This is a genomic window from Microbacterium luteolum (genome assembly GCF_039533965.1).
GTDB classification, from domain to species: Bacteria; Actinomycetota; Actinomycetes; order Actinomycetales; family Microbacteriaceae; genus Microbacterium; species Microbacterium luteolum.
Genome location: NZ_BAAAUN010000001.1, coordinates 513,809 through 536,203, shown reverse-complemented (window position 1 = coordinate 536,203; position 22,395 = coordinate 513,809). Strand labels below are relative to the sequence as shown.

Annotated in this window: 19 protein-coding genes and 1 pseudogene; 11 read left to right on the top strand and 9 right to left on the bottom strand. The window is 64.4% G+C overall.

From position 1 onward, the window contains the following. Positions 1 to 574: 574 nt before the first annotated feature. Genes ABD648_RS02635 through ABD648_RS02625 form a run of 3 tightly spaced genes read left to right on the top strand, consistent with a single transcriptional unit; the run spans position 575 to position 7,080 of the window. Positions 575 to 1,156, top strand: coding sequence for a recombinase family protein (locus ABD648_RS02635; protein WP_282217175.1), 582 nt, complete (start codon positions 575 to 577; stop codon positions 1,154 to 1,156). A gap of 3 nt (positions 1,157 to 1,159) precedes the next feature. Then, positions 1,160 to 5,212, top strand: coding sequence for an ATP-binding protein (locus tag ABD648_RS02630; protein WP_282217174.1), 4,053 nt, complete (start codon positions 1,160 to 1,162; stop codon positions 5,210 to 5,212). Further along, the gene (locus ABD648_RS02625) at positions 5,209 to 7,080 is read left to right on the top strand and encodes a hypothetical protein (protein ID WP_282217173.1); all 1,872 of its coding nucleotides are present in this window, start codon (positions 5,209 to 5,211) and stop codon (positions 7,078 to 7,080) included. The genes ABD648_RS02630 and ABD648_RS02625 overlap by 4 nt, the downstream gene beginning before the upstream one ends. 999 nt (positions 7,081 to 8,079) lie before the next feature. Here the strand turns inward: ABD648_RS02625 and ABD648_RS02620 are convergent. From ABD648_RS02620 to ABD648_RS02605, 4 genes are all read right to left on the bottom strand, one after another. After that, positions 8,080 to 8,487: a GntR family transcriptional regulator gene (locus ABD648_RS02620; RefSeq protein WP_282217172.1), complete on the bottom strand. Its 408-nt coding sequence runs from the start codon at positions 8,485 to 8,487 to the stop codon at positions 8,080 to 8,082. Continuing rightward, entirely contained in the window at positions 8,487 to 9,515 is a 1,029-nt protein-coding gene (locus ABD648_RS02615; RefSeq protein WP_282217171.1) for a hypothetical protein, read from the bottom strand. Before ABD648_RS02615 ends, ABD648_RS02620 begins: the two co-directional genes overlap by 1 nt. A 510-nt stretch (positions 9,516 to 10,025) precedes the next feature. Further along, positions 10,026 to 10,697, bottom strand: coding sequence for a hypothetical protein (locus ABD648_RS02610; protein ID WP_282217170.1), 672 nt, complete (start codon positions 10,695 to 10,697; stop codon positions 10,026 to 10,028). Positions 10,698 to 11,649: 952 nt separating this feature from the next. Then, positions 11,650 to 12,312 (bottom strand): hypothetical protein, encoded by a 663-nt coding sequence (locus ABD648_RS02605; RefSeq protein ID WP_282217169.1) that lies wholly within the window; start codon positions 12,310 to 12,312, stop codon positions 11,650 to 11,652. 242 nt (positions 12,313 to 12,554) lie between these two features. On the opposite strand from ABD648_RS02605, the gene ABD648_RS02600 reads away from it, so the two are divergent. Beyond that, the gene (locus ABD648_RS02600; RefSeq protein WP_282217168.1) at positions 12,555 to 13,361 is read left to right on the top strand and encodes a hypothetical protein; all 807 of its coding nucleotides are present in this window, start codon (positions 12,555 to 12,557) and stop codon (positions 13,359 to 13,361) included. A gap of 365 nt (positions 13,362 to 13,726) precedes the next feature. Here the strand turns inward: ABD648_RS02600 and ABD648_RS20215 are convergent. Next, a pseudogene (locus ABD648_RS20215) lies at positions 13,727 to 14,269 on the bottom strand (N-acetylmuramoyl-L-alanine amidase); the annotation flags it as partial. 216 nt (positions 14,270 to 14,485) lie between these two features. On the opposite strand from ABD648_RS20215, the gene ABD648_RS02595 reads away from it, so the two are divergent. Next, positions 14,486 to 15,301 carry a phosphotransferase family protein gene (locus ABD648_RS02595; protein WP_282217167.1) on the top strand — a complete coding sequence of 272 codons (816 nt, stop codon included), beginning with the start codon at positions 14,486 to 14,488 and terminating at the stop codon, positions 15,299 to 15,301. A gap of 97 nt (positions 15,302 to 15,398) precedes the next feature. Next, the gene (locus ABD648_RS02590; RefSeq protein ID WP_282217166.1) at positions 15,399 to 16,643 is read left to right on the top strand and encodes an MFS transporter; all 1,245 of its coding nucleotides are present in this window, start codon (positions 15,399 to 15,401) and stop codon (positions 16,641 to 16,643) included. Between the two features lie 23 nt (positions 16,644 to 16,666). On the opposite strand, the gene ABD648_RS02585 is transcribed toward ABD648_RS02590, so the two are convergent. After that, a complete protein-coding gene (locus ABD648_RS02585; RefSeq protein WP_282217165.1) occupies positions 16,667 to 17,209 on the bottom strand; it encodes a dihydrofolate reductase family protein in 543 nt (180 codons plus the stop codon). 116 nt (positions 17,210 to 17,325) lie between these two features. On the opposite strand from ABD648_RS02585, the gene ABD648_RS02580 reads away from it, so the two are divergent. Then, positions 17,326 to 17,958, top strand: a complete 633-nt coding sequence (locus ABD648_RS02580) for a TetR/AcrR family transcriptional regulator (RefSeq protein ID WP_282217164.1) — start codon at positions 17,326 to 17,328, stop codon at positions 17,956 to 17,958. An 8-nt stretch (positions 17,959 to 17,966) separates the two neighbouring features. On the opposite strand, the gene ABD648_RS02575 is transcribed toward ABD648_RS02580, so the two are convergent. Beyond that, on the bottom strand, positions 17,967 to 18,563 hold the full coding sequence (locus tag ABD648_RS02575; protein ID WP_282217163.1) for a DEAD/DEAH box helicase family protein: 597 nt from the start codon (positions 18,561 to 18,563) through the stop codon (positions 17,967 to 17,969). Between the two features lie 62 nt (positions 18,564 to 18,625). After that, entirely contained in the window at positions 18,626 to 19,255 is a 630-nt protein-coding gene (locus tag ABD648_RS02570) for a TetR/AcrR family transcriptional regulator (protein ID WP_282217162.1), read from the bottom strand. A gap of 74 nt (positions 19,256 to 19,329) precedes the next feature. On the opposite strand from ABD648_RS02570, the gene ABD648_RS02565 reads away from it, so the two are divergent. After that, on the top strand, positions 19,330 to 19,710 hold the full coding sequence (locus ABD648_RS02565; protein WP_282217161.1) for a DUF1761 family protein: 381 nt from the start codon (positions 19,330 to 19,332) through the stop codon (positions 19,708 to 19,710). Between the two features lie 20 nt (positions 19,711 to 19,730). After that, positions 19,731 to 20,015, top strand: coding sequence for a DUF1905 domain-containing protein (locus tag ABD648_RS02560; protein ID WP_282217160.1), 285 nt, complete (start codon positions 19,731 to 19,733; stop codon positions 20,013 to 20,015). 13 nt (positions 20,016 to 20,028) lie between these two features. Here the strand turns inward: ABD648_RS02560 and ABD648_RS02555 are convergent, their stop codons facing one another. Next, on the bottom strand, positions 20,029 to 20,397 hold the full coding sequence (locus ABD648_RS02555) for a VOC family protein (RefSeq protein ID WP_282217159.1): 369 nt from the start codon (positions 20,395 to 20,397) through the stop codon (positions 20,029 to 20,031). Between the two features lie 71 nt (positions 20,398 to 20,468). Here ABD648_RS02555 and ABD648_RS02550 point away from each other — a divergent pair, with 71 nt between their 5' ends. Together ABD648_RS02550 and ABD648_RS02545 are read left to right on the top strand one after the other, a co-directional pair. After that, entirely contained in the window at positions 20,469 to 21,014 is a 546-nt protein-coding gene (locus tag ABD648_RS02550; protein ID WP_282217158.1) for a GNAT family N-acetyltransferase, read from the top strand. A gap of 42 nt (positions 21,015 to 21,056) precedes the next feature. Beyond that, on the top strand, positions 21,057 to 22,382 hold the full coding sequence (locus ABD648_RS02545; RefSeq protein WP_282217157.1) for an MFS transporter: 1,326 nt from the start codon (positions 21,057 to 21,059) through the stop codon (positions 22,380 to 22,382). The last annotated feature ends 13 nt before the right edge of the window (positions 22,383 to 22,395 follow it).

Genomic DNA, 22,395 nt, shown 5'->3' with positions numbered 1-22,395 from the left:
GTTTCGGCAGATCGTCTGGCAGCGCGACCGGTCCGGATCTCTGCTGCCTGTCGCGCGAAGAGACTCTGGATTCGAGAGTTCGGGAGCAGGGTAGCTGCTCGTGCCTCGTGACGCCGCTCGGATTAGCTTTGCGTCATCGTTCCGTGCCGCAACAGGGGGACGGCGAACTCGACGCACCGGCGCCGGTTAGCTGACTTCGTCGATGGAGAGGATGGAAACGCGAAGGCGGCGTCACGCCACCGTTCGAAAAGCGATCGTTTCCGGCGTGAGGAGGTCCCGCGCAGCGCTTGGCCGCCGCAAACGTCGGCCGCAGGCAGGGGCGAAGGCAGGGGCGAAGGCGCTCGCGACCGTTCTTTAGACCGCTTTTCGCGTCAACCGCGAGTAGCAATACGGATCATGCGGCCGGCCGCCTTCGGGCGTCGATCCGTGCTACAGGTCTACGGGGAGAACCCGAGCTGGTAGCGAGTGTTGCTTTGAGGTATACCCCTGAGCAACACCCACCGCGGCAGTGTCGGAGCATCGCGATAGAGTCCGGATTGACGGTTTCGCGACACATCTGATCGGAGGTCTAGACATGGCGCAACACACTCAGGTCGTTGGCTACGTCCGAGTCAGCTCCAGCGATCAGAACGAGGCGCGGCAGCTCGAGGCGATCGGCGCCGTCGATCGGATCTTTGCTGAGAAAGTGAGCGCGGGCAGTAGATTCAGCCGCGTCGCGCTGGAGGAATGCATTCGATACGTCCGAGACGGCGACATCGTGCGCGTCGCGTCGATGGATCGTCTCGCTCGCTCGATGCGTGACCTCCGCCAAATAATCGATGAACTACTCGCCAAGGGCGCAGCTGTCGAGTTCGTCAAAGAGTCACAGACCTACAGCCCCGGTCCATCCAATGCACTTGCGAACCTGATGCTCAACATGCTCGGCGCGTTCGCCGAATTCGAACGCGCATTGATACGAGAGCGGCAGGCTGAGGGCATTCAACTTGCGAAGAAGGCCGGCAAGTATCGAGGTCGCAATCGAAAACTGGCCTCCAGCCAAGTCGACGAGATTCGGCAGCTTGTTGATGCGGGCGTACCGAAGTCCGAAGTCGCGCGACGTTTCGAGATCAACCGGAGTACGGTCTACCGTCTTCTCGCCGTTCCGAAGGAGCGCTAGATCGTGTCTGGTGCGGGTGATACTGGTGACCACGTCAAAGGGGCACCTCGACCGACGGCGTGGGAGTGGCTGGCTGGCCACAAACACCCGCAACTCCTACCGACGCCGTGGCTATCGGACACCGAGCTAGAAGACTTCGTCGAGGTTCTTCTCTTTTCGGAGCGAGTCCTCGGAAACGCTGTCCGCCATGTGCAGCACGTAGAGCGATGGGGCGTTCCCGGAGACAAACAAGACGGCATCGACTTCTTCGGGCGCTTCAGTGATGGAACACCGGCGGCTTGGCAGGTGAAGCAACTCGAGAACCTCACGCGCGGAGCGGTCCGAGATGCCGTCCGGGCGACGACTTTCGACAAAGCCGCCGAGATCTATCTCGTCTTCGGCGGTATCGCCACTGTGCAGGCCCGCAAGGAGATGCTCGCGTATCCGAGCTGGACCCTCCTGGATCGACGGACGCTCACCGAAATGCTCAGGATCCTCCCGACGCAAACACAACACGACATCGTTGATCGATTCTGGGGCGAACAAGTCCGTAGACAATTTGTCCGCGCTCCCGGCGACGCAATGATGCCCTTTGAGCACTTCCAGGCCACGAGACAGAACCCTGCATCCGTGATCAATGATCTCGGCCAGCTGGCCGGTCGAGAGGACGAATTGGATCGCCTCGCCGTGGCGCTGACTAGGTCGCGCCGTGATGCACCCCAAGTCCTGGTCATCAGCGGCCCCGGTGGTCGAGGAAAGACGCGCCTGTGGAACGAAGCACTCCGCGCCGAGACCAAGCGCGATCCGAGCCGCGTCATCAGTTGTCTCGGGCCCAACCGAACCTTCGACGCGAGCGTGATGAATGACCTGCGTCCGGGCACGAACATCATCGTGATCGACGATGCGCACAACGACCCGCCCGCCCTCGCCCCCCTACTCGCGTTCGCGCGCAACCATGCCGACCTCCAGGTCGTCTTGACAACGCGACCGAGCGGCCTCCCTTCGATCCAAGGCGCGATCGCGCGCGCCTCCTTCGCACCCGATGATCAGCTCTCAATCTCCCTCGATGAGCTGAGTCTCTCTACGGCCAGAAGCCTCGTAACTGGGCTCACCTCCGGCATCGACTTGAGCTTCGGCCTGCGCAATTACCTCGCTGAACAAGCGCGACATAGTCCACACATCGCCGTCATCCTGACGAACCTCATCCGGAGAGGGCAGATCAGCGGATCGATAGCAGTCAACGCAAATCTCCGCGAGATCGTTCTCGCGCGGTACCAGGAGGTCATGTTCCCGAGCGGCTTCAAGGGCTTCGACAGCGACACAATTCACCGCGTAATCGCGACGTACGCGTGCGTGCAACCTGATTCCAACCGGTCGCCGGCCGAACAGGCGCAGATCGCATACTTTTGTGGACATAGCGAAATACAGCTCGCCCGCCTGACAAGACAACTCATCGACCGCGGGATCATCCTTGACACCGACGGCCGGCTCCGCGTGGTGCCCGACGTACTGGCTGACCAGATCGTGGAAGATGTCGCCGTGTTCGAGGACTTCGACACGGGCTTCGTGTCCGAGCTTTGGCAAACGTTCGGACCAAACCATTACCAACGGCTGGCGGTCACCCTAGGCGAGCTCGACTGGCGGGTCACTCAGCGAGGTGGCCCCGCGGTCATGGAGACGGTCTGGGAAGCGATCCGGACTCGGCTTACCTCGCCGCACCCATCCGTCCTCACTCGAGAGCTAGACCAGATCGCGCCGCTGGCGGCAACTCAACCAGCAGCCCTGGTAGCAGCACTCGAGGAGGTGCGCATCCGACTCGATTGCGACGACGCACGTCAGGTTCCCGAAGTCGACGATCCAGAGGACGTGGATGACCAGCTCTATCACCGAGTCTGGCCAGGCTCTCGTCACATCGGTCGATCCGATGTGCGCGCGAAGCTGCCGAAGCTCTACGGTCGCGCAGCGATAAACGACTCTAGCGCCCTTGAAACCGCTGTCGATGCGCTGTTAGCGCTCGCCTGCGTCGACTCCCGCCCCCCGCACGCGCATCCTGATCATGCTCGACGTGTCCTTTCCGATGATCTCAGCAATCTTGCGACACTCCCAGACCTTACCTACCCGGGCCGGATCGTCACGCGTGTGAAGGTGTTCAGTTCAGCTCACGCCGATGCCGAAGCGGCCGTCGCGCTGTCGGCTCTAAAACCACTGCTCGCAAAGGAAGAGCTCGAGACCATCCAGTCCGCGCTCCACCAGATCTCCTTCAAGCCTCACCTGATCTCCGAGACTGCGCTCCGGCCTGTGCGCGACCAAATTCGAGCACTCCTGCTCGACGAAGCATCGTCCGCTAGCCTCCTAAGAGCCGGAGCAGCGATCGCACTGCTGCGAGAAGCGCTGCGAGCACCGCACGGCTATTTCGGGAGCGCGGTGAGCACGGATGCCGTGCTCGTTTGGGAAGACGACGACCTCGCGACCCTAGCTACCCTTGCGCAGGCCGCCGCACGCACACCTTTTGCGACGATCCGGCGGACGATCCGAGATGCCATCGACTGGAACGCCGAGCATGGCCAGTCGCTCCTCATCCAACACGCGGCCCTGTCACTGCAGTATGAGCTCGACGGCTCCGACGACCTCCGAGACGCTCTCGCCGACCGCGTCGTCGGATCGCCATGGAAGCAAGTCGGCGAGGTAGTCGAACGCGTCCCTGACCTCGGAGAACTGAAAATCCAGCGAGACGCGAGGCTCGCCGAGTCGGAAGAGCTAACCGAACAAGAGCAGAACGAGAGAAGACAGGCGGCGGCAGCCGCGAAGGTAGAGGTTACGCGCACTGGGATATCTACCGTCAACAAAGCCCTCGCCCGACGACTCCTCGCGCTCGGGGAAGCGGCCGACATCGTGGCCATCGTCGGCGACGTCAGCGCCGAGGCGGTCGAACTCGGTAAGCAACCCTCGTTCAGCGGAGTTTGGCAAGCCATCAGTGACCTCGAGGCGCCCTTGATGCCTGACCTCGTTCGCACGATCGCCAACGCAGCGGGGAGTCACCCTCTAGACCGAGACCTGCCAGTGCTGATCTCTCAATGGAGTTGCAGCGCGATGGACGACGCCCTCGCGTGGGCGACGACCGCCGCCGTGTCTTCGCGGACCGGCGTTCGGCTGGCTCTGGCCGCATTCATCGACGGCGTCCCGTGGACACAGCGCCAGGGGGCGTTCCTCGGCATCTGGCGTACTGGCATCGCGGATCCCGACATTGCCGTCGCGACTGCATTCCTCGGTAGTGGTGGGTGGTATCTCCACGCCAACCCCCGAGAGGCTTCCGAAACGCTTCTTGCATACGAAGTTTCGCCGCGTGCGGCGGCGAACGCGCTCACGGGCGCGTGGCGATACGACCAAGGCGGCGACCAGACGGGACGTGACGAGGCAACTCACTCAGCCTTGCTCTCGATTGCCGCACGTACTGGACTCAACGACTTCATCGCCCAAGAAGTAGTCACGACCGCAGCCCGCGCGCACCCCAAGCTCGCGCTGGACTTCCTGCTTGAGACCTCCTGCAAGGACGAGGAGATCGCAGACGATTTTGATGACCTCGCCGCGGTCTTTGAGGAGCAGGCAGACGCCTTCTCTGACTGGCTCATCGATCAGCTCCACGATGGCTCCGACGATCTGCTAAAGGTTGTCGCAGTTGCGCTGGGCAATAGACTCGCGCCGAATCAAGCGGCATCGCTCGCCGCGCGCGTTCCACGCCTCGGCCAAAACGAACTCATCACCCTTGTTCACACGCTCGGGGCATTGAAACTCTGGGTGCCGGGCAACCTTCAGCTGGCGGATGCCTGCGTGAACCAGGCCGAGATCGGCGACGTGCTCGACGACGTCTTGTCCGAGCTCCGGCGAGGGATGCATCTGAATGCCTGGGGATGGGTAGGCAATGAATCATCCGAGCTGAATGCCGCGCGCGACGCATGCGCAGTAGCCGCAGACAAGGCGAGATCCATCCACCTCCGCGCACAGCTGAGCCAAGCAGCCGAGTGGTTTCAGCAGACAATTGATGAGCTTCACGACAGGGAACTAGAGGAAGACTGGTGAGCCTTATCGGCGATTCAAGAGGCGAACAACCGAGGACACCCGCCGTCGACCGCGAGGATCCGCACGACTCCACAAGTAGCGAATACCTCTACGAGTCGGGCCACGGCGAGGTTGCGGCGAGGATTCTCGATCGCCTCGGAGCCACAGCCGGCGACCCTCTGGAGATCTCGTTCGCGTGTCACGGAGACGGTGAGTTCGGCGACCTCTCGCTGGGCCTTCAGTCCGAACTGACCACTCTGCTCGGATTCGAACTCGACGACAAGGCGACAGGCGGCAGCGTCGCACTAACGCCGGTATCGGGCCCACGCATTGGGCTGCAAGTGCGACCGGTCGGAAGCGCGACCCACGAGTCACACACGTTGTGGCGGTCCATGCTTGCAAGCACCAAGCTACCCATTTTGGTGGCGCTACTGTGCGACTCTCTTCTCACAGCCCGCGCCGAGACCGGCGTCGCCCACGCCGCGAGGACGGTTGCCGCGTACTGTGCGCTCGGCGACGACGACTCAGTGGACAGCCTCCACCGTGCCCTCGCGATCGGCAGAGCTAACTCAATCGCGCGAGGCCGCCGGATGCTGGAGGAAGAAGCCATACGTCAGCAGGCGCTTAGGTTGGCCACATCCGCCGTTGGCAGCCACATGCCGGATGGAGTAGTCGCTCGCGTGGTGGTACCCATCTCAGCTACCCCCGCTACCTACGCGCTGACGGAGGAGGAACGTGCGCAGGTCCGCGCCATCCTGGATCTGGCAGCGACGGAATATCGAGACCCGTCGTCAGCGGACTGGATCGCCGACTGCCGGCGAAGTCTCGCCACGACCAGCTCCGAGCGACTGGAGGCAACACGCGAACAAGTCGCCGTGTATCTGGCTACGGCGGAATCGGAGGATGTCGGTTTTCGGCGGATGCACTGGGCTGCAACAGCAGCCGACCTCGCCGGTCGTTACGGCGACACCGAGTCGCGCGACCGAGCCGTCAGGCTGATGCAATCGATACCGCCTGAGTCGATGGGCTGGCAAGCTCACGAGTCGGTAGTCCGCGTGCCAACGAGCGCTCTCCGAAGTCACATTCGGCGATACAAGTTCGCTGGCGACTGGCGCCAAGCGCTACGAATCTTCCTCGCTTCGAAGTCGCCCGCGGGCAACCATGAACAAAACATAGCCACTGCACGCGCGTCATCAGTGGGCAGTATCCGGAGTCTGTTTTCGCGCGTCTCATTCGGATCACACGGACTCCCTGAACGAAGCGACAGCGACTTCGACGAAGAAGAGCTGGTGCGAACAGAGCAGGTCGCGATCCGAACGCACGGGATATTGCTCGATCTCGAATTGAACGAGATGGAGCGGAGGTTCGGTCGACCCGCGGCATCCGAGATCGGCTCCTGGCTCTCAGTCACCTTCAATTGCGATCCTGGTCATGCCTTCCTATTCGCCCGTGCGCTTCACCTCCACTGGCGCGGTGAACCGTCCGATAGCGCGCGCATCGCTATCCCGCTCATCGAAGCTGGCGCGCGGCGCCTGCTCCTCCTACTCGGCGAGCCGCTCTACAGGATCGAGCGCGGCGCATCCCCAGGCAGGTTCCCAGCCATGGACTTCTACCTCGACAAGCTCGAGGAGCTCGACCTGGACGTTGACTGGGTTCGCGCGGTGCGAACGACCCTCCTCGATCCAGGCATGAACCTACGCAACATGGCGGCTCACGGCTTCAAGTTCGAGTTTGCCGCTTCCGAGGGCGCAGTTCTACTTCGGCTCGCAGGCCTCTTCTGCGCGATGCCGATCGGGCAAGACAGCGACTTAGATCCGTCACCACTGAAGCGCCCGACGATGGCAGCACGTCAGACACTCCGTCGCCGACTTCGTTGGGAATGGAACTAGCGGTCCGGCGAACCAGGCCGCGACGAGCTTCTTATGCCTGCGTCGTCCGGGGCCCCAGCTACGGTGTCGATCCTCCAGAGGCATAGATGATTGATGCGTTAGTGCCGCCCAGCCGTTCCTGATCTGCAGCGAGGATGCCGGACCCCGGATCTTTGCTGGAGCTCCAGCGATTTCGGCACGGTAGCCGCGAATGTCTGGAGTTGCTGATCAGACATTCGATTACTGGCAGTCGCCGTTGGGTGCCGCTCATCCTTTGCGGATGGGCGGCCCTCGCGGTGAGTGTTCTTGTTCCACTCCTTGTTTCGCTGTCTTCGTGGCTCCAGACGCGAGAGATGAGATGCACAGACGACTTCGAATACACGTTCGCACCGCTCCTCGTCACCTGCGGAGAGAGATCAGCAGGTACACAGGTTCTGGGATGGATCCTGTGGGCAGTCACCGTCGGCAGCCTGCTGACCGCGAGCATCCTCGCTGTCGCGGCTCTCGTTGAGACGCGGACGCGAGTTCGCCGCAGGTTCGCGATCTTCGAGTCCTGGGTACTGACTATCGGTGTTGCGACAGTCCTTTTACTTCCGGCATCCTCGCTGCAGATCAGGAACGCCTAGGCGGCACTAACGCATGGATCATCTTGGCCTCTGGAGGATCGGCACTGCTGCTGATTCTCATCTCAGTCGTGCACCCCATCATCTGGCTAGCTGTAAAGCAAAACTCGGGCGTCGACCGGTAACCGGGACGGCACGCGATTTCCGTTTGGGATCCCGTCACGGGACTGGTCGATGGACGTGGATTTGATTCGACAATCGGAGCCCGACGCCCGAGCTCGCATTTGCCGTAAACGATCGTTTCCGGCAGACGTAAGGCGTTGAGATCAGGAATCTGTGGACGGAGGCACAGGAGCTTGCTGTGCCTCGGGTGGTTGCAGCTCAGACAAGGGGATAGCGACACGAAAAGTTGGCGGCAGCGAGAGCGCTGCGGGGTGAACGCCGTGGTACTGCCCGTTCATGGCGCTTTCTTTCGTGGGGCTGTCGCATCATCAACTGTTCCGCTGTATGTCTGCCAGGTGACGCGAAAGACATCAATGACGTCGTTGATCTGAGCGCCCGATGATTGCGCCGCGGTAACGAGATCACGGATGTGTCGGATCACCGGTTGGGGTAGAGGCGCGGCCGCGTCGGCGACGCGGGTGCCGGCAGCGGTGCGTGTGACGACGAGTCCCTGGTGTTCAAGCATCTTGTAGGCCTTCGCGGCGGTTCCTGGGGCTACGCCGAAGTCACTGGCGGTTTGCCTCACCGTCGGAAGACGCTCGTTCACGCCGAGTTGTCCTGAGACGATGAGGCCTCGGAACTGACGGTAGATATCGAGGGTCGGGCTTCCCTCGTCAGTGGACGCCGGGATTGTGTTTGCCATCACAGCGCCGATGCGTCGCTCGTCGTGAGCGCGTCTTGGGTTCTGGAAGATTCACCATTCGGCCTACTGAAGGCGCGGACAGCGACGACAATCAACAGGGCGAACGCGATGACCTCGAGAATGGGTGCAATCCACCCGCCTGCGGCAGCGAGTTCCGCATACCGCCAGGTCATGTCGTAGGGCTCGCCGCCGTTCTGGCCGTTGATGAAGAGCTGCGATCCGGTGCCGGAGCGCGCGATGAAACGCCACGCGCCCGCAAGAGCGATCAGGATCCCCGCCAACGCAACGTGCACGGTACCAGCGGCGATCTCGCAACGTGCACTCTTCTCGTCGATCACCGTTTCCGGCCGGAGATAGGGACGCGAAGCGTTGAAATGCAGCACTGACCAGGTCGCCGCTCCGAGCAACGCCAGGCAAATAAGGACAGGCACCCCGTATGCCCATCCATAGAACCAGTGACGAACCGGATCGATGGCCGCCTCGTTCGGCACCGGGACCACAAGCCAGATATATCGGCCGCGATCATCCGGCGATGACGTCAGCCCAGCCGAGACGGTTGTGGCTAGAAGCGCCGCGAGGGCGACACACGCCGCGATGATGCCCACCCGCGGGCCGAACGTCATCCATGTCCGACGCGCGGTCGCGACAGGAACCTCGGGCGGCGTCGTCCCGCGGGTCACCACGAGAGCGAGGAGCACGATGAGCCCGAGGGCCGCACAGAACAACGAGAGCGCGAATCGCCACCATGAGACAACGTCCACCGTGTTGAGAATGTAGCCACGAACTACGTTCTCAACGATAAAGAGGATCACGATAGCGATCGCAGTCGCGCCGAGAGTTCGACGTTCAGACGCGTGACGAGACTGGGTCGCAGTATCCGCGTGTCCCGCGACCGCTTTGCCTGCACGGCCGTCCTTGGACATTGCAAGGCTGAGGCCAGCGACGACGAGGGCTATGGCCAACGAGACCAGCGGTGTCGAGAACGCCGCGCCGATGAGGTCGGCAGGGCCGATTGAAAGAATGCTCATGTGCGACATCACGCCTCCATCAGAACTTGTGTCATATTCCTATCACAAGTTGTGCCACGTTGATAGTACAAGGCGAGACCGGCCGGGGGTTGGCGTGCTCACCTATCCGAGTGAGCAGATGCGTCACGGCCGCCCTGGCGGCGGTCAGCCGGAACCCCTTGCCGAATCGTGGTTCTGAGGAGCGTTTGTGTCGACCGACCAGGGATCATGCACGTGCCTACGCCGTAAACGATCGTTTACGGCGGGTGATGCTTCGCGTGCCGATCCTGCTGCCGATAGGGTCGGCCGGAAGGACTTCGGTGGAGGCCTCGGACAGTGTCTGAGCGGTCGCGCATGTCCTGTGTAGTCGGATCAGCCTTGGGTGGTGATCCCTGGAAGGACGAGGGTGAGCCCCGTTCTCACGCGGCGGCCGGCTGGTCCGTCGGAGCTACCGACTACGACGATGGAGGGGTGCCACGGCTACTGCCGTGGCACCCCTCCATCGTGATAGCGCTCTTGAAGCGCGGACTTCTACTGGAACATTCCTGCCGAACCGCTCGGGGTGGAGTAGGAGATCATCTTGATGCGTTTCGTGGAAGCGACGTTCCCCCAAGGTAGTGCGTCGCCCCCGGAGTCCCCGCCGCTCCCGCAGCCGATCCCGCCCCAGAGTTCGGAGTATCCTCCGCCGCCGGGCCACGTGAGGTATTGGTATCCGCGACCGTTGAGACACGCGGAGCCGGAGGAGTTGCTGTCCACGGTCCAGCTGTATCCGACCTGGGTTGCAGCGTTGAGGCCGATAAAGGAACAGCCGTTCACGGAGGTGTACCAGGTGCCCGTTCCGGGGGCGACCCATGAGTACCAGCTGCATCCGGCCAGCGCGGCCCTGTTTGTAGTGTCGACGGCTTCGACTTTCGCAGTCTGCCCGTCTGCGTAGATGAGTTCAATGTCACTGACGGCGACGGGGTTGCCTGTTTCGTCGAAGACGAGTGCCGGCGCTTCAGGGTCGAAGTCGGCCATGACGGCGATGTCCGCGGGCTTCCCATCGATCACGAGCGTGGCGTCGATAGGCTCGACGGGCGTGTACTCGGCACCTTCGATCGGTAACGCGTCGGGTGATGGCGCCTCCTCCCCGTAGGCGGGACTGCCCATCGCGGCGAGAACCACGGCGAGCACTCCCGCGGACAAGGTTGTCTTGATCTTCATTGATCTTCCCTCCGGTATTGCCTTTAGAGCTGCTAGCGCAGCCTTCTTCTTGGCAGGCTAACAACGCCGCGCGGCGACCGCTGTAGGTACTTCGGGGGACAAGACCGGTGGCTTGCTGGACGCGCCACTGTTGCTACTGCGTGGGGAAAATCTCAACGCTTTCAGGTCTTTGTCTCGCAGCGAGGGCGACTGCAAGGATGCCTAACCCCATCGTTCCCGCAAGGGTCGCGAGAGTGGCGAGCGCTTGAAACAGAGAAGCGAAGCTCTGGAGTTCCTCGGGCCTTTGAGAGACGAAAGCAACCTGCGGGATCACCCACGTGAAGACGTAGGCGCCCAACACCCAAAGAGGTGCCCATCGCCAGGGATTGGGCACTACACGAGATCGCACGATCCGCACGCCTGCAAGCAGTCCCGCCGCAGTAGGAACCAGCAAAGCCACGAACCCGAGAGCACTTCCCCCGGCCGGCGAAATCGGATCACTAGTCACGACCCGCGTGACGACGGACCACACAAATGGCCAGACACCCACCACCACCAAGGCAGCGACTCCTACGGGCTCACGCCCGACCACGCTCGCATCTCGAGACAGCCCTATGGCAAATAACAACACCGATGCCGCGAAGATCACATCAGCGAGCACCCCGACCCACACTTGGGAATTCAAGGTCGGCTGCACAGCACAAGCCACCCCGCAGACGATGAGACCGATGCCCGCGGACACCCATGTCCTTTGTAGCTGACGCCTAGTCATGACACTCACCCTAACCCGCACACTGCTGACAAATTACGGCAGGGCGGTGAGCCGCTCGACCGCGGACTCCTGGGCCTTGATGATCGATACGGGCGCTCGAATCCCCAAAGGTGGACGTCCTTACATGGTGTGACCGACGCCGCGCGCGAGACAGCGGCCATGTAGCTATGTCATGGACGGCGTCGCGCGATGCGCCGGTCGTCAGGGCTGGTTGAGGGGTGTTGCGCTCGTAAGGAACAGCTTCCGCAAGGTCTTGTGTTCGTCGCGATCCGGGTTGTTCAGCCAGAGATTGCGAGAGGGGTGAAAGACCTTAAGAGGCTCACCAGGGAGGCCAGTCAGCCTCCTAGCGAATCGCTGAACGAAGTCACCGCACAGCACCACTGCCGTGCCGCTTTCGAACTTCAGTCGGCTCACACGGCCCTGCAGCCCATCACGAATTATGGTCCCGATGCGGTTGGCTTCGGGCGTCATCGTGCCATCGACTTCCCTGGCTGTGGAGTCACGGACGGCACCAATGACCTTCCACTCATCGGGCGTCAATGGCCCTGCATCGTCGTCGAACGCCTGCGGTTGCAGCGGGACGTTCGACACGTTCATGACGGCTACGCGGTAGTCGCCGGCGGTGTGCATCGCGTCGACGAACTCGCCAAGGCTGCCGCGTGTCGCGTTCCCAAGCAGGTACTCGAGCGCGCTCTGACCCGCGCCACCGACGACCGGCGTCCCCGCTGCTACCTCCTCGAGGTGTGGCGACTCAAAGATGAGGAGCAGCTTGACGGGCATGCCGGAGGCAGGCAGGAGGTCGCGAACGTACGCATCTCTCAGCGACCCGCTGCCGTCTTCGGTCACATAGTCGTCGATGCTCACGCGCCCCCTCTCCGTCGCTCCTAGTTTGGCGCGTCCTCCGCCGCACAGCCAGTCGGCAATCCGCGCACCACCACGCGCCAACGGCCGGTTCGAGCATCACGAAGCATGAGGGACACCGTGCCCTAGCGAGGTCGAGATGTTCGCGTGTGCAAGCACCCGTGACGCTAACGGACGCGGCAGAGCTGCATTCGCCACAAATCAACGACCCGCTCGCGATACGCTCGTCCCGGGGAGGGAGTCCCATGCCTAAAGAGGAACCGGACGGCTTCGACTACGTCACCGCCAAGTTGCCGCGCACCGGCAAGGACGGCACCGACATTACAGGCGACCGGGTAGGCGGAGGCGGACGCCATCGCGCCAACGGCACCTACTCCGGAGCCGTCTACGACATCTCCATCGAGGACGGCCACCCGGTATCTCGCAATGAGCACGATGCGGCCGTCCGCAGACGCGATGAGCTCAGCGAAGAGAACGATGCGCTGAGCCGCGCGAACTACGAACTGCGTATGCGGCGGCGGGAGCGCGAAGACGCGCGGAGGCGCCAGCAGTTCGAAGACGACTTTGGCCCTCTCATCAGGTGGGCGGTGGACAATACCGTCGATTACGCTGTCGACCGAGGCGTTTATGCATGGACGCGATGGGGTGCCCCGTTCGTCAAGCGAACGTCGCAGAGAGTTTCAGCCGGATTGACAAGCCGGCTCGCCAAGCCCGAAGAGCCGAAGACCGAGCGCCTCATCATGCACGAGTCGACCGATGTTGACGTTGTTAAGGACCTGCCGCCCATGAGCGCCGACGAGGCCGGGCGCCGCCTGAGTCGGGTGGCCCTGCTTGTCGAACTGTTGGCCAATGAGATGCGAGCCCTCGATGGCGTTGAGATAGGCGACACGTCGCTCGATGTAGATGCGGTCACTCGAAAGCTCATCGAGAGGTCATCGGCTGGCGGGCTCCTGACCGATGAGGAGACTTCGGAGTTGGAGGCTCTGCTTCTAAGGGTGCGTGAGCAGCCTCCGGCTCCCCCGAAGCGCCTCACGGGACCCCAGCCGTCATAGGCGAACCGGTCACGGTTGGCGTCTTGACGCACAGCGCAGCGCCTCGATGTGAGCGGACACCTTCCTCTGGGGCGTCGCCTCGCGTTCGTAATCCGCGCGGCCGGGTCCGGCGCACCGCGGATGCCATCGGCCGCACCGTCGGGCACGTCTCGCACGTTTGTGGCCCTCTCCCCCGCCGCCGAGGGACATTTCTGGGCGTCGCCTCGAGAGACGCCGACTGAAATGACATCTGCAATGACGCAATCTCCGGCAGATCTTATGCCATCGGAAATGACAAACCCCGGGTCAGAAGGGTTCGTGAGTGACACGTCTAATGGCACCGGGCAGATGTCGTCCACTCGTGCTTGCAGGTACGGGCCCGGGCATTCAGTCCCCGACCATGTCTCCCGGTGTGTGATGACGTGCTCCCGGTCGATCGTGAACGACACCGGTACACCGTCCAGAGTCTGGCCGTCGAAGGTCGCGAGCCACGCGATCATCTGCGCGAGCTCCTCCAGCTGTGCCTCGGTGACGCTGTACTCAGGCGCTCCCGTGTCGTTCTGAGTCTCTACCGCCACGGATCGCCAGTTCCAGTCGACCCCCGTCGAGGACGGTTTCGCGCCTGGGCGAATCACCTCGATGACCGACCCGTCGCGCCGCAGATAGAACGTCGGCGCGGAGGATCGTTTGTTGCACCGCGAGAAGAAGTCCAGGTGGTCAGCGGTCGTAGCGGTGTGGTGAATGACGAAACGGTCGATGATTGGCGATACCGCGTGGCCGTCGGTACCTGCCGTATCGCGGGTCGCCCGAGTGGTGGGATTGGCGCAGTCCTCGAACCCCAGAGGTGCTTCGAGGCCTCTCACCGCGCGGTCGTAGACGGGATCGTACTGTGGCAGACCCCTCGGGTTGTCCGGGTCCACACCGGGCATCGCCTCGTCCTGGACTCCGGGGGTCGCGCTGAGCCAGATGCCGGCTGCGGTCACGGTCACTCCCGCGCCCGCAGCGATGAGAAAGCCACGACGGCTGTGGCCCGGGGATCCGACGGCGGAGTCGGGCGTCTGGGAGTCGTGCATCTGTCCATTCAACACTCGCCGGCTGGAACCCTGCGCGAAGAACTCAGGCAGGGCCCTCCTAGGCTGTGCGGTATGCCTTCCCACACTCACGATCTGCGGATCGCCGACGCGGTGGTTCGTAAAAGGTTTCTGAGCTGGGCAGACGGCGAAGCCGATCGTGAGTGGCGCTGCCTGCAGCTCGTCTGGGAACAGGCTCCGGGACTTGCTCCGCGACCACTCGAGCAGGCGACCGAAGACGGCCACCCCGTGGTGATCATGGAACGCGTGCCCGGCGTGCCGCTCGGCGACAAGCCGCTCACCGCTGAGCAGACCGCCTCCCTCGGGCGGGTGCTGCGGCGACTGTACAACATTCCCGTCGAGGACATCGCGGCCGCCGGGATCGCGGAGCGCCGTTACGGCCCTTCGAGTCTCCCCCAGGCGCTCAGCGCGTGGTTGAGCGACACGTACGACCTCTCCCGGTGCGAGGACGCCGCAAGGGTCGCCGACGGCGTCGAGGCTGCGCGCGAATGGCTGAGCCGTCCCGACGCGCTGCCGACCCCACGACTCGTCGGGCTCGGAATCGCGGACCTCAATCCCGCGAACATCCTCTGGGACGGCCGCACGTGCCGCCTCGTCGACTTCGAAGACGGCGGACTCACCGATCCGGCGTACGATCTGGCCGATCACGTCGAGCATCTCGCCGGGCGCCTGGGTAAAGTGTTCGATCCTGACGCGCTCTCCGTCGCCGTCGTGTTGTCGGCGGATGAGCGAGAGCGGATGCTCGCGTACCGGCCTCTCTGGGCGGCGTTCTGGCTGGCGATGCTCCTGCCCGGGAACGGTGGTTTCCTCCGTAACCCGTCCGGCACGACCGAGGCTCAGGTCGGCCACTTCATGAGCCTCATCGGGTGATCGTGTCTCTCGGAGTTCGCAGCGAGTCGCCATAGCATCCGGATGCGAGGGCCGATTCCCGCGAGATTCTCGAACTCCTGGCTGATGAACTCGAGCCATGACAGTGAGCCGCCGCGATCCCCTCCCCCGCCGATTCCTGCGCATCGCATGGTCGAGCGTGGCCACCCAGATGGCGGAACAGGTCGCGCTCGTGGCTGTGCCGCTCGCCGCCGTGCTGTCGCTCGGTGCCGGAGCGACCGAGACGGCGCTCCTGCATGTCGCCCAGACGTTGCCCTTCCTCGTGCTGGCTCTCCCCTTCGGCCTCGTCATCGATCGATCCTCCCCGCAGCGAGTGCTGATCGCGTCGGAGGTTCTGCGAGCCGCCACGCTGGGCGCCATCGTCGTTCTCATCACGCTCGACTCGCTGTCCATGGGCGCTCTTCTCGGGCTCGGCTGCCTCGGCGCGATCGGCACGGTGGGCGTGAGCGTCTCAGTCCCTTCAGCGGTGCCGCGCCTCGTGACATCCGATCGCCTGATCGACGCCAATCGATGGTTGGAGCTCGGAAGGAGTGCGGCCTTCATCTGCGGGCCTGTCATCGCTGGCGCCATCGTCTCCGCCGCCGGCGCGGGCACAGCCCTCGTGGTCGCCACGATCGCCTGCGTCGCCGCCGCGGCGCTATTGGTTCGACTGGACATCCCTCGAAGCGTGCCCTCGGCCGGTGGGTCAGCGTGGAGAGCGGCTGCCCACGGCGTGCGATATGTGCTGGGGCACCACCTCTTGCGGCCGATGATCGTCACCTCGACCATCTTCAATGTGGGCTGGTTCCTGATTCAGTCCGTGTTCGTCGTCTACGCCGTGGACCGGTTGGGGATGACAGCCACCACCGTGGGCATCGCGATGGGAGCGTACGGCGCAGGCATGGTGATCGGAGCGCTTCTGGTACCCCCGCTGTCCCGACGCTTCCGTCTCGGTGCGATGACGGTGCTCGGCCCGGGCGGCGGGTTCGTTGCGGCAGTTCCGATGGGCATCACACTGTGGACACCCGCACCCGCCCTCGCCTTCGCCTCATTCTTCCTCTTCGGCTTCGGCCCGGTGATCTGGACGATATCCACGACCTCGCTCCGCCAAGCCGTGACCCCGGCCCCGATGATCGGGCGAGTTTCATCGTTGGTGGTGGTCTCCACCTACGGCGCGCGGCCGCTCGGCGCGGGAATGGGAGTCGCGATCTCGGCAGGATTCGGGATGGAATGGTGCATCGCCGTCGCCGTCGTCGTCTTCGCTGCCCAACTCGTCACCGTCCTCTCGTCGGCTCTCCCGGCCGTACGGGAACTTCCTGCTGCGCCGACCCCGGCCTCTCGGTGAGCGCCAGGTCGCCGGATGCTCGGCTACGCGAGCACGCGGTAGCGCAGATGGACCTCACTCGCGAAGGCCGAGGTCTCGATGCGCTCCAGCCTCATCTGCCTGCTCAGTCCCGTGAACAGGGAGATCCCGCTCCCGAGCAGGATCGGCACCACGTCAAGGACGATCTCATCGACGAGTCCCTTCTCCAGACACTGCCTCGAGATGCTGCCCCCGAGCACGCTCACCCACTTGTCCCCCGCCGCTTGCTTGGCGGCACTCACGGCTTCGACCACGTCGTCGACGACGAATTCGTAGATGATCCCGTCTCTCTCGATGGACTCGTGAGGGGTGTGCGTCATGAGGAACACCGGCACCCCCAGGATGCCGCCGTAGGGAATCTCCCCGTCTTCGATCGTCTGCGTCTTGTTCGCTCCCCCGACCACTGCGCCTATCTCCCCGACGACGCGCGAGACCACCGCCTCGTCTGCCGGATCGACCGGGAACCCGTTCATCCACTCGACTCCCCCGCTGGCATCGGCCATGAATCCGTCGAGCGACACCGTCGCGTGTATGAGTACTTTCGACATCACTACCTCCTGGATATGAGCCCGTGGCCCGAGAGGTGAGTCGTTCGACTCACCTTGCAGGCTAGCTCTCCGCGAGTCCCGAGTCAAGCGACTCACCACTACGGCATACTTGATCCATGCCTCGTGAGCTCTCCGCCTATCACCGCCAGGTCGCCGCCGACAACCGCGCGGCAATCCTGGGTGCCGCCACCGATCTGTTCCTCGAGCTCGGCTTCGATCGAACTTCTCTCGCCAAGGTCGCCGAGCGCGCGGGCGTCTCGAAGGCGACGCTGTTCAAGCAGTTCCCCACCAAGGCCGAGCTGTTCGAGGCCATGGTCCTCGTGGCGGGCGACACCGCCGTCGGCGGGCCATTGGATCTCCCGGCCGGCGACTTCCACTCCGGCCTGGTGGCGCTGGGGACGGCCTACGCATCCCTGCTCGCCCAGCCGCGGATGATGGAGCTCATCCGCGCCGTCATCACCGAGTCCGCACGATTCCCGGAGTTGCGCGCCCAGACGTTCGACTTCGGGACGCTGCCCGTCCTGCGCGCGCTCAGAGAGTTCCTCGAGAAGGCGAATGATCACGGCGACGCGTACATCGCCGACCTCGACGTCGTGTCCGCTCAGTTCCTCGGCATGATCGCGACCGTCGTGTTCTGGCCGCGCCTCGTCCATGTCGGATGGTCGCTCACCGAGGAGGAGTCAGCCCGCACGATCGACGAGGCCGCCCGCACGATCGCGGCGCGTTTCGGTCGAAGCGATCCCGCCTGACGGGCCTCTCAGCGGTGCGCGCGGGCAGCCAGTTCCCGCTGCACCCACTTCTCCACCGCGCCGGCCACCTCGCTCGGTGACAGGTCATCCGTCTCGATCACCTCGGCAGCCCAGCGCGGATCGCCACTCCCCCAGTCGGCCCAGCGCTCCCAGACCATCGGCACGGAGCTGTCCACACGGATCACATCCGGCATGTGCGTCGGGTCGAGCGTATGGCCGAGGAACCACTCTCCGAACCGGTTGTGATGCACGATCGCTGCGGGATCCTCTCCGCGCGCCAGTAACCGCTCGCTACGTGTGGCCGGCGCGCAGTGCAGCATGCAGACGGCGATGCCCTCGAGCCGGGCGGCGGACGGGGCGGCGAGGAGCTCGCCCTGCGGCACCTGACCGCAGAGAAGCATGTGCTCACCCGCAGCCTCCGCTTCTACCGCCTGCCGGACCCAATGCTCGATGGCGCCGTGCCGCCAAGCCGTGTCGGCACCCGCCGGGACGCCGATGGAGTCGAACTCGACGCAGCGGATCGGTTCCGACCAGGCCACCTTCGCAAGATGCGCCAACACCGTCGACTTGCCCGCGCCACTCGCGCCGGTGAGAGAGAACAGCATCCGCACAGACTACTTCGGTGTCTGGATCACGGATGTGGCGTCGCTCAAGGCCTGGCGCCTCCCTACCGCGCTGCTCGCCGCCGCCGGTAGCCCGCAAGGAAGAGGTCGACCGCGCGATCCACCGGGGAGGCATCGACGTCGCCGGCGAGCAGGCGGGCGTTGAGCGGTGCTCCGATCACGAGCCACGTGAAGTCCGCGGCCGCAGCATCCGCCTCGTCCATCTGAAGACCGTGCCGCGCCGCCACCGTTTGCAATGCTTCGGCGAGGTTCCGGATGTTGGCGTTCCAACTCTCCTCGAGATACATCCTCGCCACCTCCGGCTGCGTCACGGCCTCCGCCGTCACGAGTCGACGCATGGCGAGTACCGGTTCGCTCAGGATGCCGAAGCGCATCGTCTCCGCGAGATCGGCGAGCCCTTGCCGAAGATCATCCGCCGCCAGCAGCCGCTCCAGCGCCGGGCGCATCGCGTTGCGCCCGGCGGATGCCCAGTGGCGGACCACCGCTTCGTAGAGGGCCGACTTCGAGGGCTGCTCACGATAGAGCGACGCCTTCGAGATCCGTGCACGTCTGGCGACCTCCTCCATAGAGGCTCCCCCATACCCGCGCTCGAGGAACACGTCGCGCGCCACCGCGAGGAGGTCCTCCCCCGTGAGGCCTGGGGGTCGACCCGGGGCGCGAGCTTCTGTCGTCATGCTTCCACTTTAGTACTTGACGGTTCTAAATCACCAGTCTACTCTGAGTACCAGTCGGTACTAAAGGAGTCGAAATGCTCATTCTCGGAATCGCCGTCGCCACCGTCGCGTCGTTCGTCGCCAGTGCGGCGCTGTACGCCATCCCTGCTGTCTCGGCCACGATCACCCGCACCAGCACTCCACGGCCCGGGCTGTCCATGGCCGCCCAGATGGCGTCCGTCGTACTGCGCAGCCTCATCACCGCGTGCCTGATCGCTGGAATTCTGGTGTGCGCGGAATGGCACGGAGCCGTCCCGGGACTGCTCCTGGGCCTCGCTCTCTCGGTGCTGCCGCTCACGCTGCTCATGGGTGGCGTCATACACGAGAACACAGCCGTCTCGGCGGCCGCGATCCACCTCGTCGATTGGGTCGTCAAGCTCGCACTGATCGGCGTCATCGTCGGACTCTTCGTCTGATCACAGAACCGGAGGACATCATGACCACACCCGCACCCCTCGACATCACCTTCGTGGCCACGCTCGGCAAAGTGCGTGACGGCGACACGTGGACCTGCGTCCAGCTCCCCGACTCCGCAGCCGTCTTCGGCACGCGGGGTCTCGTGAAGGTCGTCGGAACAGTGGACGGAGAGCCGTTCCGGGGCGCCTTCATGGGCCTGGGCGACGGCACTCACAAACTGCCGGTGACCGCCGCGATCCGCAAGAGGATCGGGAAGACCGACGGTGATGACGTGACCGTCCATCTCACCGGACGACTCACCTGAACGTCGTGAGCCTCTACTGCGCGGCCCACACTCCGAGCTCATTGCCGCTCGGGTCGGCGAAGTGGAGGCGCCGACCGCCGGGGAACTCGTAGGGCAGCTGGAGGATCGTTCCTCCAGCCGCCGTGATCGCGTCCATCGTGGCGTCGAGATCGTCCGAGTAGAGAAGGACGAGCGGTCCGCCGACCGGGCGCGGCTCGTCGGCGAGCAGAAGTCCTCCCACCTCGCTCCCGTCACCGCTCGGCGAGGCGATGCCCGCGTAGCCCGGTCCGTAGTCGACGAAGGTCCAACCGAAAGCCTCGGTGTAGAAGGCCGTGGCGGCGGCGAGGTCGGTGACGACGAGTTCAGTGTAGTCGAGGGAATGGTGCACGGGTCGAGGGGTCATGCGATCACCGTAGCGGTGGCTGACGACATGCGGGCGCCGACGATGTCTGACGCCTCTGGCAGGCTGTGAGGATGAGCTCGACCATCGCCGCCTGGAACGGCAGTCACGATCAGTTGACGCAGGCGGCAGAGCTGTACGCTGACGTCTTCTCCGAAGCGCCGTACGACGAGGAGCGTTCGCAGAGCATCGAGAGCTTCACTTCCCGCGTGCGACGCTATGCAGCCGAGAAGCCGTCGTTCCGGCTGCTCATCGCATCGGAGGGCGACCGGGTGGTCGGCCTCGTTCTCGGGACCGGCGCCTCCCGTGGCGACTGGTGGTGGGACCGCCTGGAAGCAGTTTTGCCGGCAGACGTGCAGGCGCTCTGGCTCGACCCGGAGTGCTTCTCTGTGGAGGAACTCGCCGTCGACGCCTCGCACCGCCGTCACGGGGTCGCAGCCGCGCTGATGACTGCAGTCCTCGGTGAGCTTCCCTACCGCACCGCGCTTCTCTCCTGCTACCAGGAGGCGCGGTCGGCGCAGAAGCTGTACAGCGGCCTCGGCTGGACGATCATCGATCCTGCTGTCCACTTCACGGCGTCTCGCGCAGTGCAGGTGATGGGCATCCGCTTGCGCGAGTGACGATGCGAAACCCGCGCCGCTGCACAGGAGTAGCGTTGAGGCGTGTCGCAGGTCCCCCGCTCCCCCGTCTCGACGCCGGAGTGGCGAGCATGGCTGGTCTGGTCCGTGGGTGTCGCGGCCTACGTGCTCGCGATCACGAACCGCACCTCGCTCGGCGCCGTCGGCGTCGAGGCCGCTGATCGCTTCCAGGCCGACGCGTCGACGCTCGCGCTCTTCGCCGTCGTCCAGCTCGCGGTCTACGGAGGCATGCAGATTCCGATCGGGGTGCTGCTCGACCGGTACGGATCACGCCCGATCATGACGATCGGCATGCTCCTGATGGCCGCCGGGCAGTTGACGATGGCCCTCTCCCCCAGCGTCGGTATCGCGATCGTCGCCCGCATCCTTCTGGGTGCCGGTGATGCTGCGATCTTCCCCGCCGTCCTTCGTCTCGTCGCGACCTGGTTCCCCGCGCAGCGCGGCCCGATCATGGTGCAGTTCACCGGCATCGTCGGCCAGGCGGGCCAGCTGATCGCCCTCGTCCCGCTCGCTGCTCTCCTGCATGCGACGACGTGGACCATCACCTTCGGCAGCATCGCCGGCCTCGGCGTCCTCTTCGCGATCCTCGTCGCCCTGATCATCCGCAACCACCCGCCTGAGCGGAATGCCGACGTCACCGTGAACACCGACACCGGAGTGATCCGCGTCGTCACGTCCGCGATCGACACCGGCGTCGGCATCCGCGCCGCATGGGCGCACCCCGGGACCCGGCTCGCCTTCTGGTCGCATTTCACCTCGCCGTTCGCCGGCACCGCGTTCATCCTCCTGTGGGGGATGCCGTTCCTGACGGCGGCTCAGGGACTCGACACCGCCCACGCTGCGGGGATCATCTCGGTCTACGTGATCGCCGGCATGGTGCTCGGCCCGGTGATCGGCGACCTCTCCCGGCGGCTGCCGAACTATCGGTCGATGGCCCTCGTCCTCCCCGCTGTCGGCATGCAGATGCTGGCCTGGATCGTCGTCATCGCGCTCCCCGGACCTGCCCCGCTGTGGCTGCTCTACGTGCTCGCCGTGGCCCTCGCAACCGGCGGCCCCGCATCGATGATCGCGTTCGATCACGCCCGCACGCACAACCCTTCGCACCGACTGAGCACGGCGACGGGGGTGACGAACGCCGGAGGCTTCATCGCGGCGCTCATCGCGATCTTCCTGATCGGTCTCGCGCTCGACCTGCAGGGGGCCGGGACCCCGGAGACCTATTCGCTCGACGCGTTCCGGATCGCGTTCCTGATGCCGATCCCGCTGTGGATCCTCGGAGTCGTCTTCATCCTGATCGAACGTAAGCGCACGCGCATCCGCATCGGCCTGGATCCCGACCGGCGTCGCTGACCACTCGTAGGAT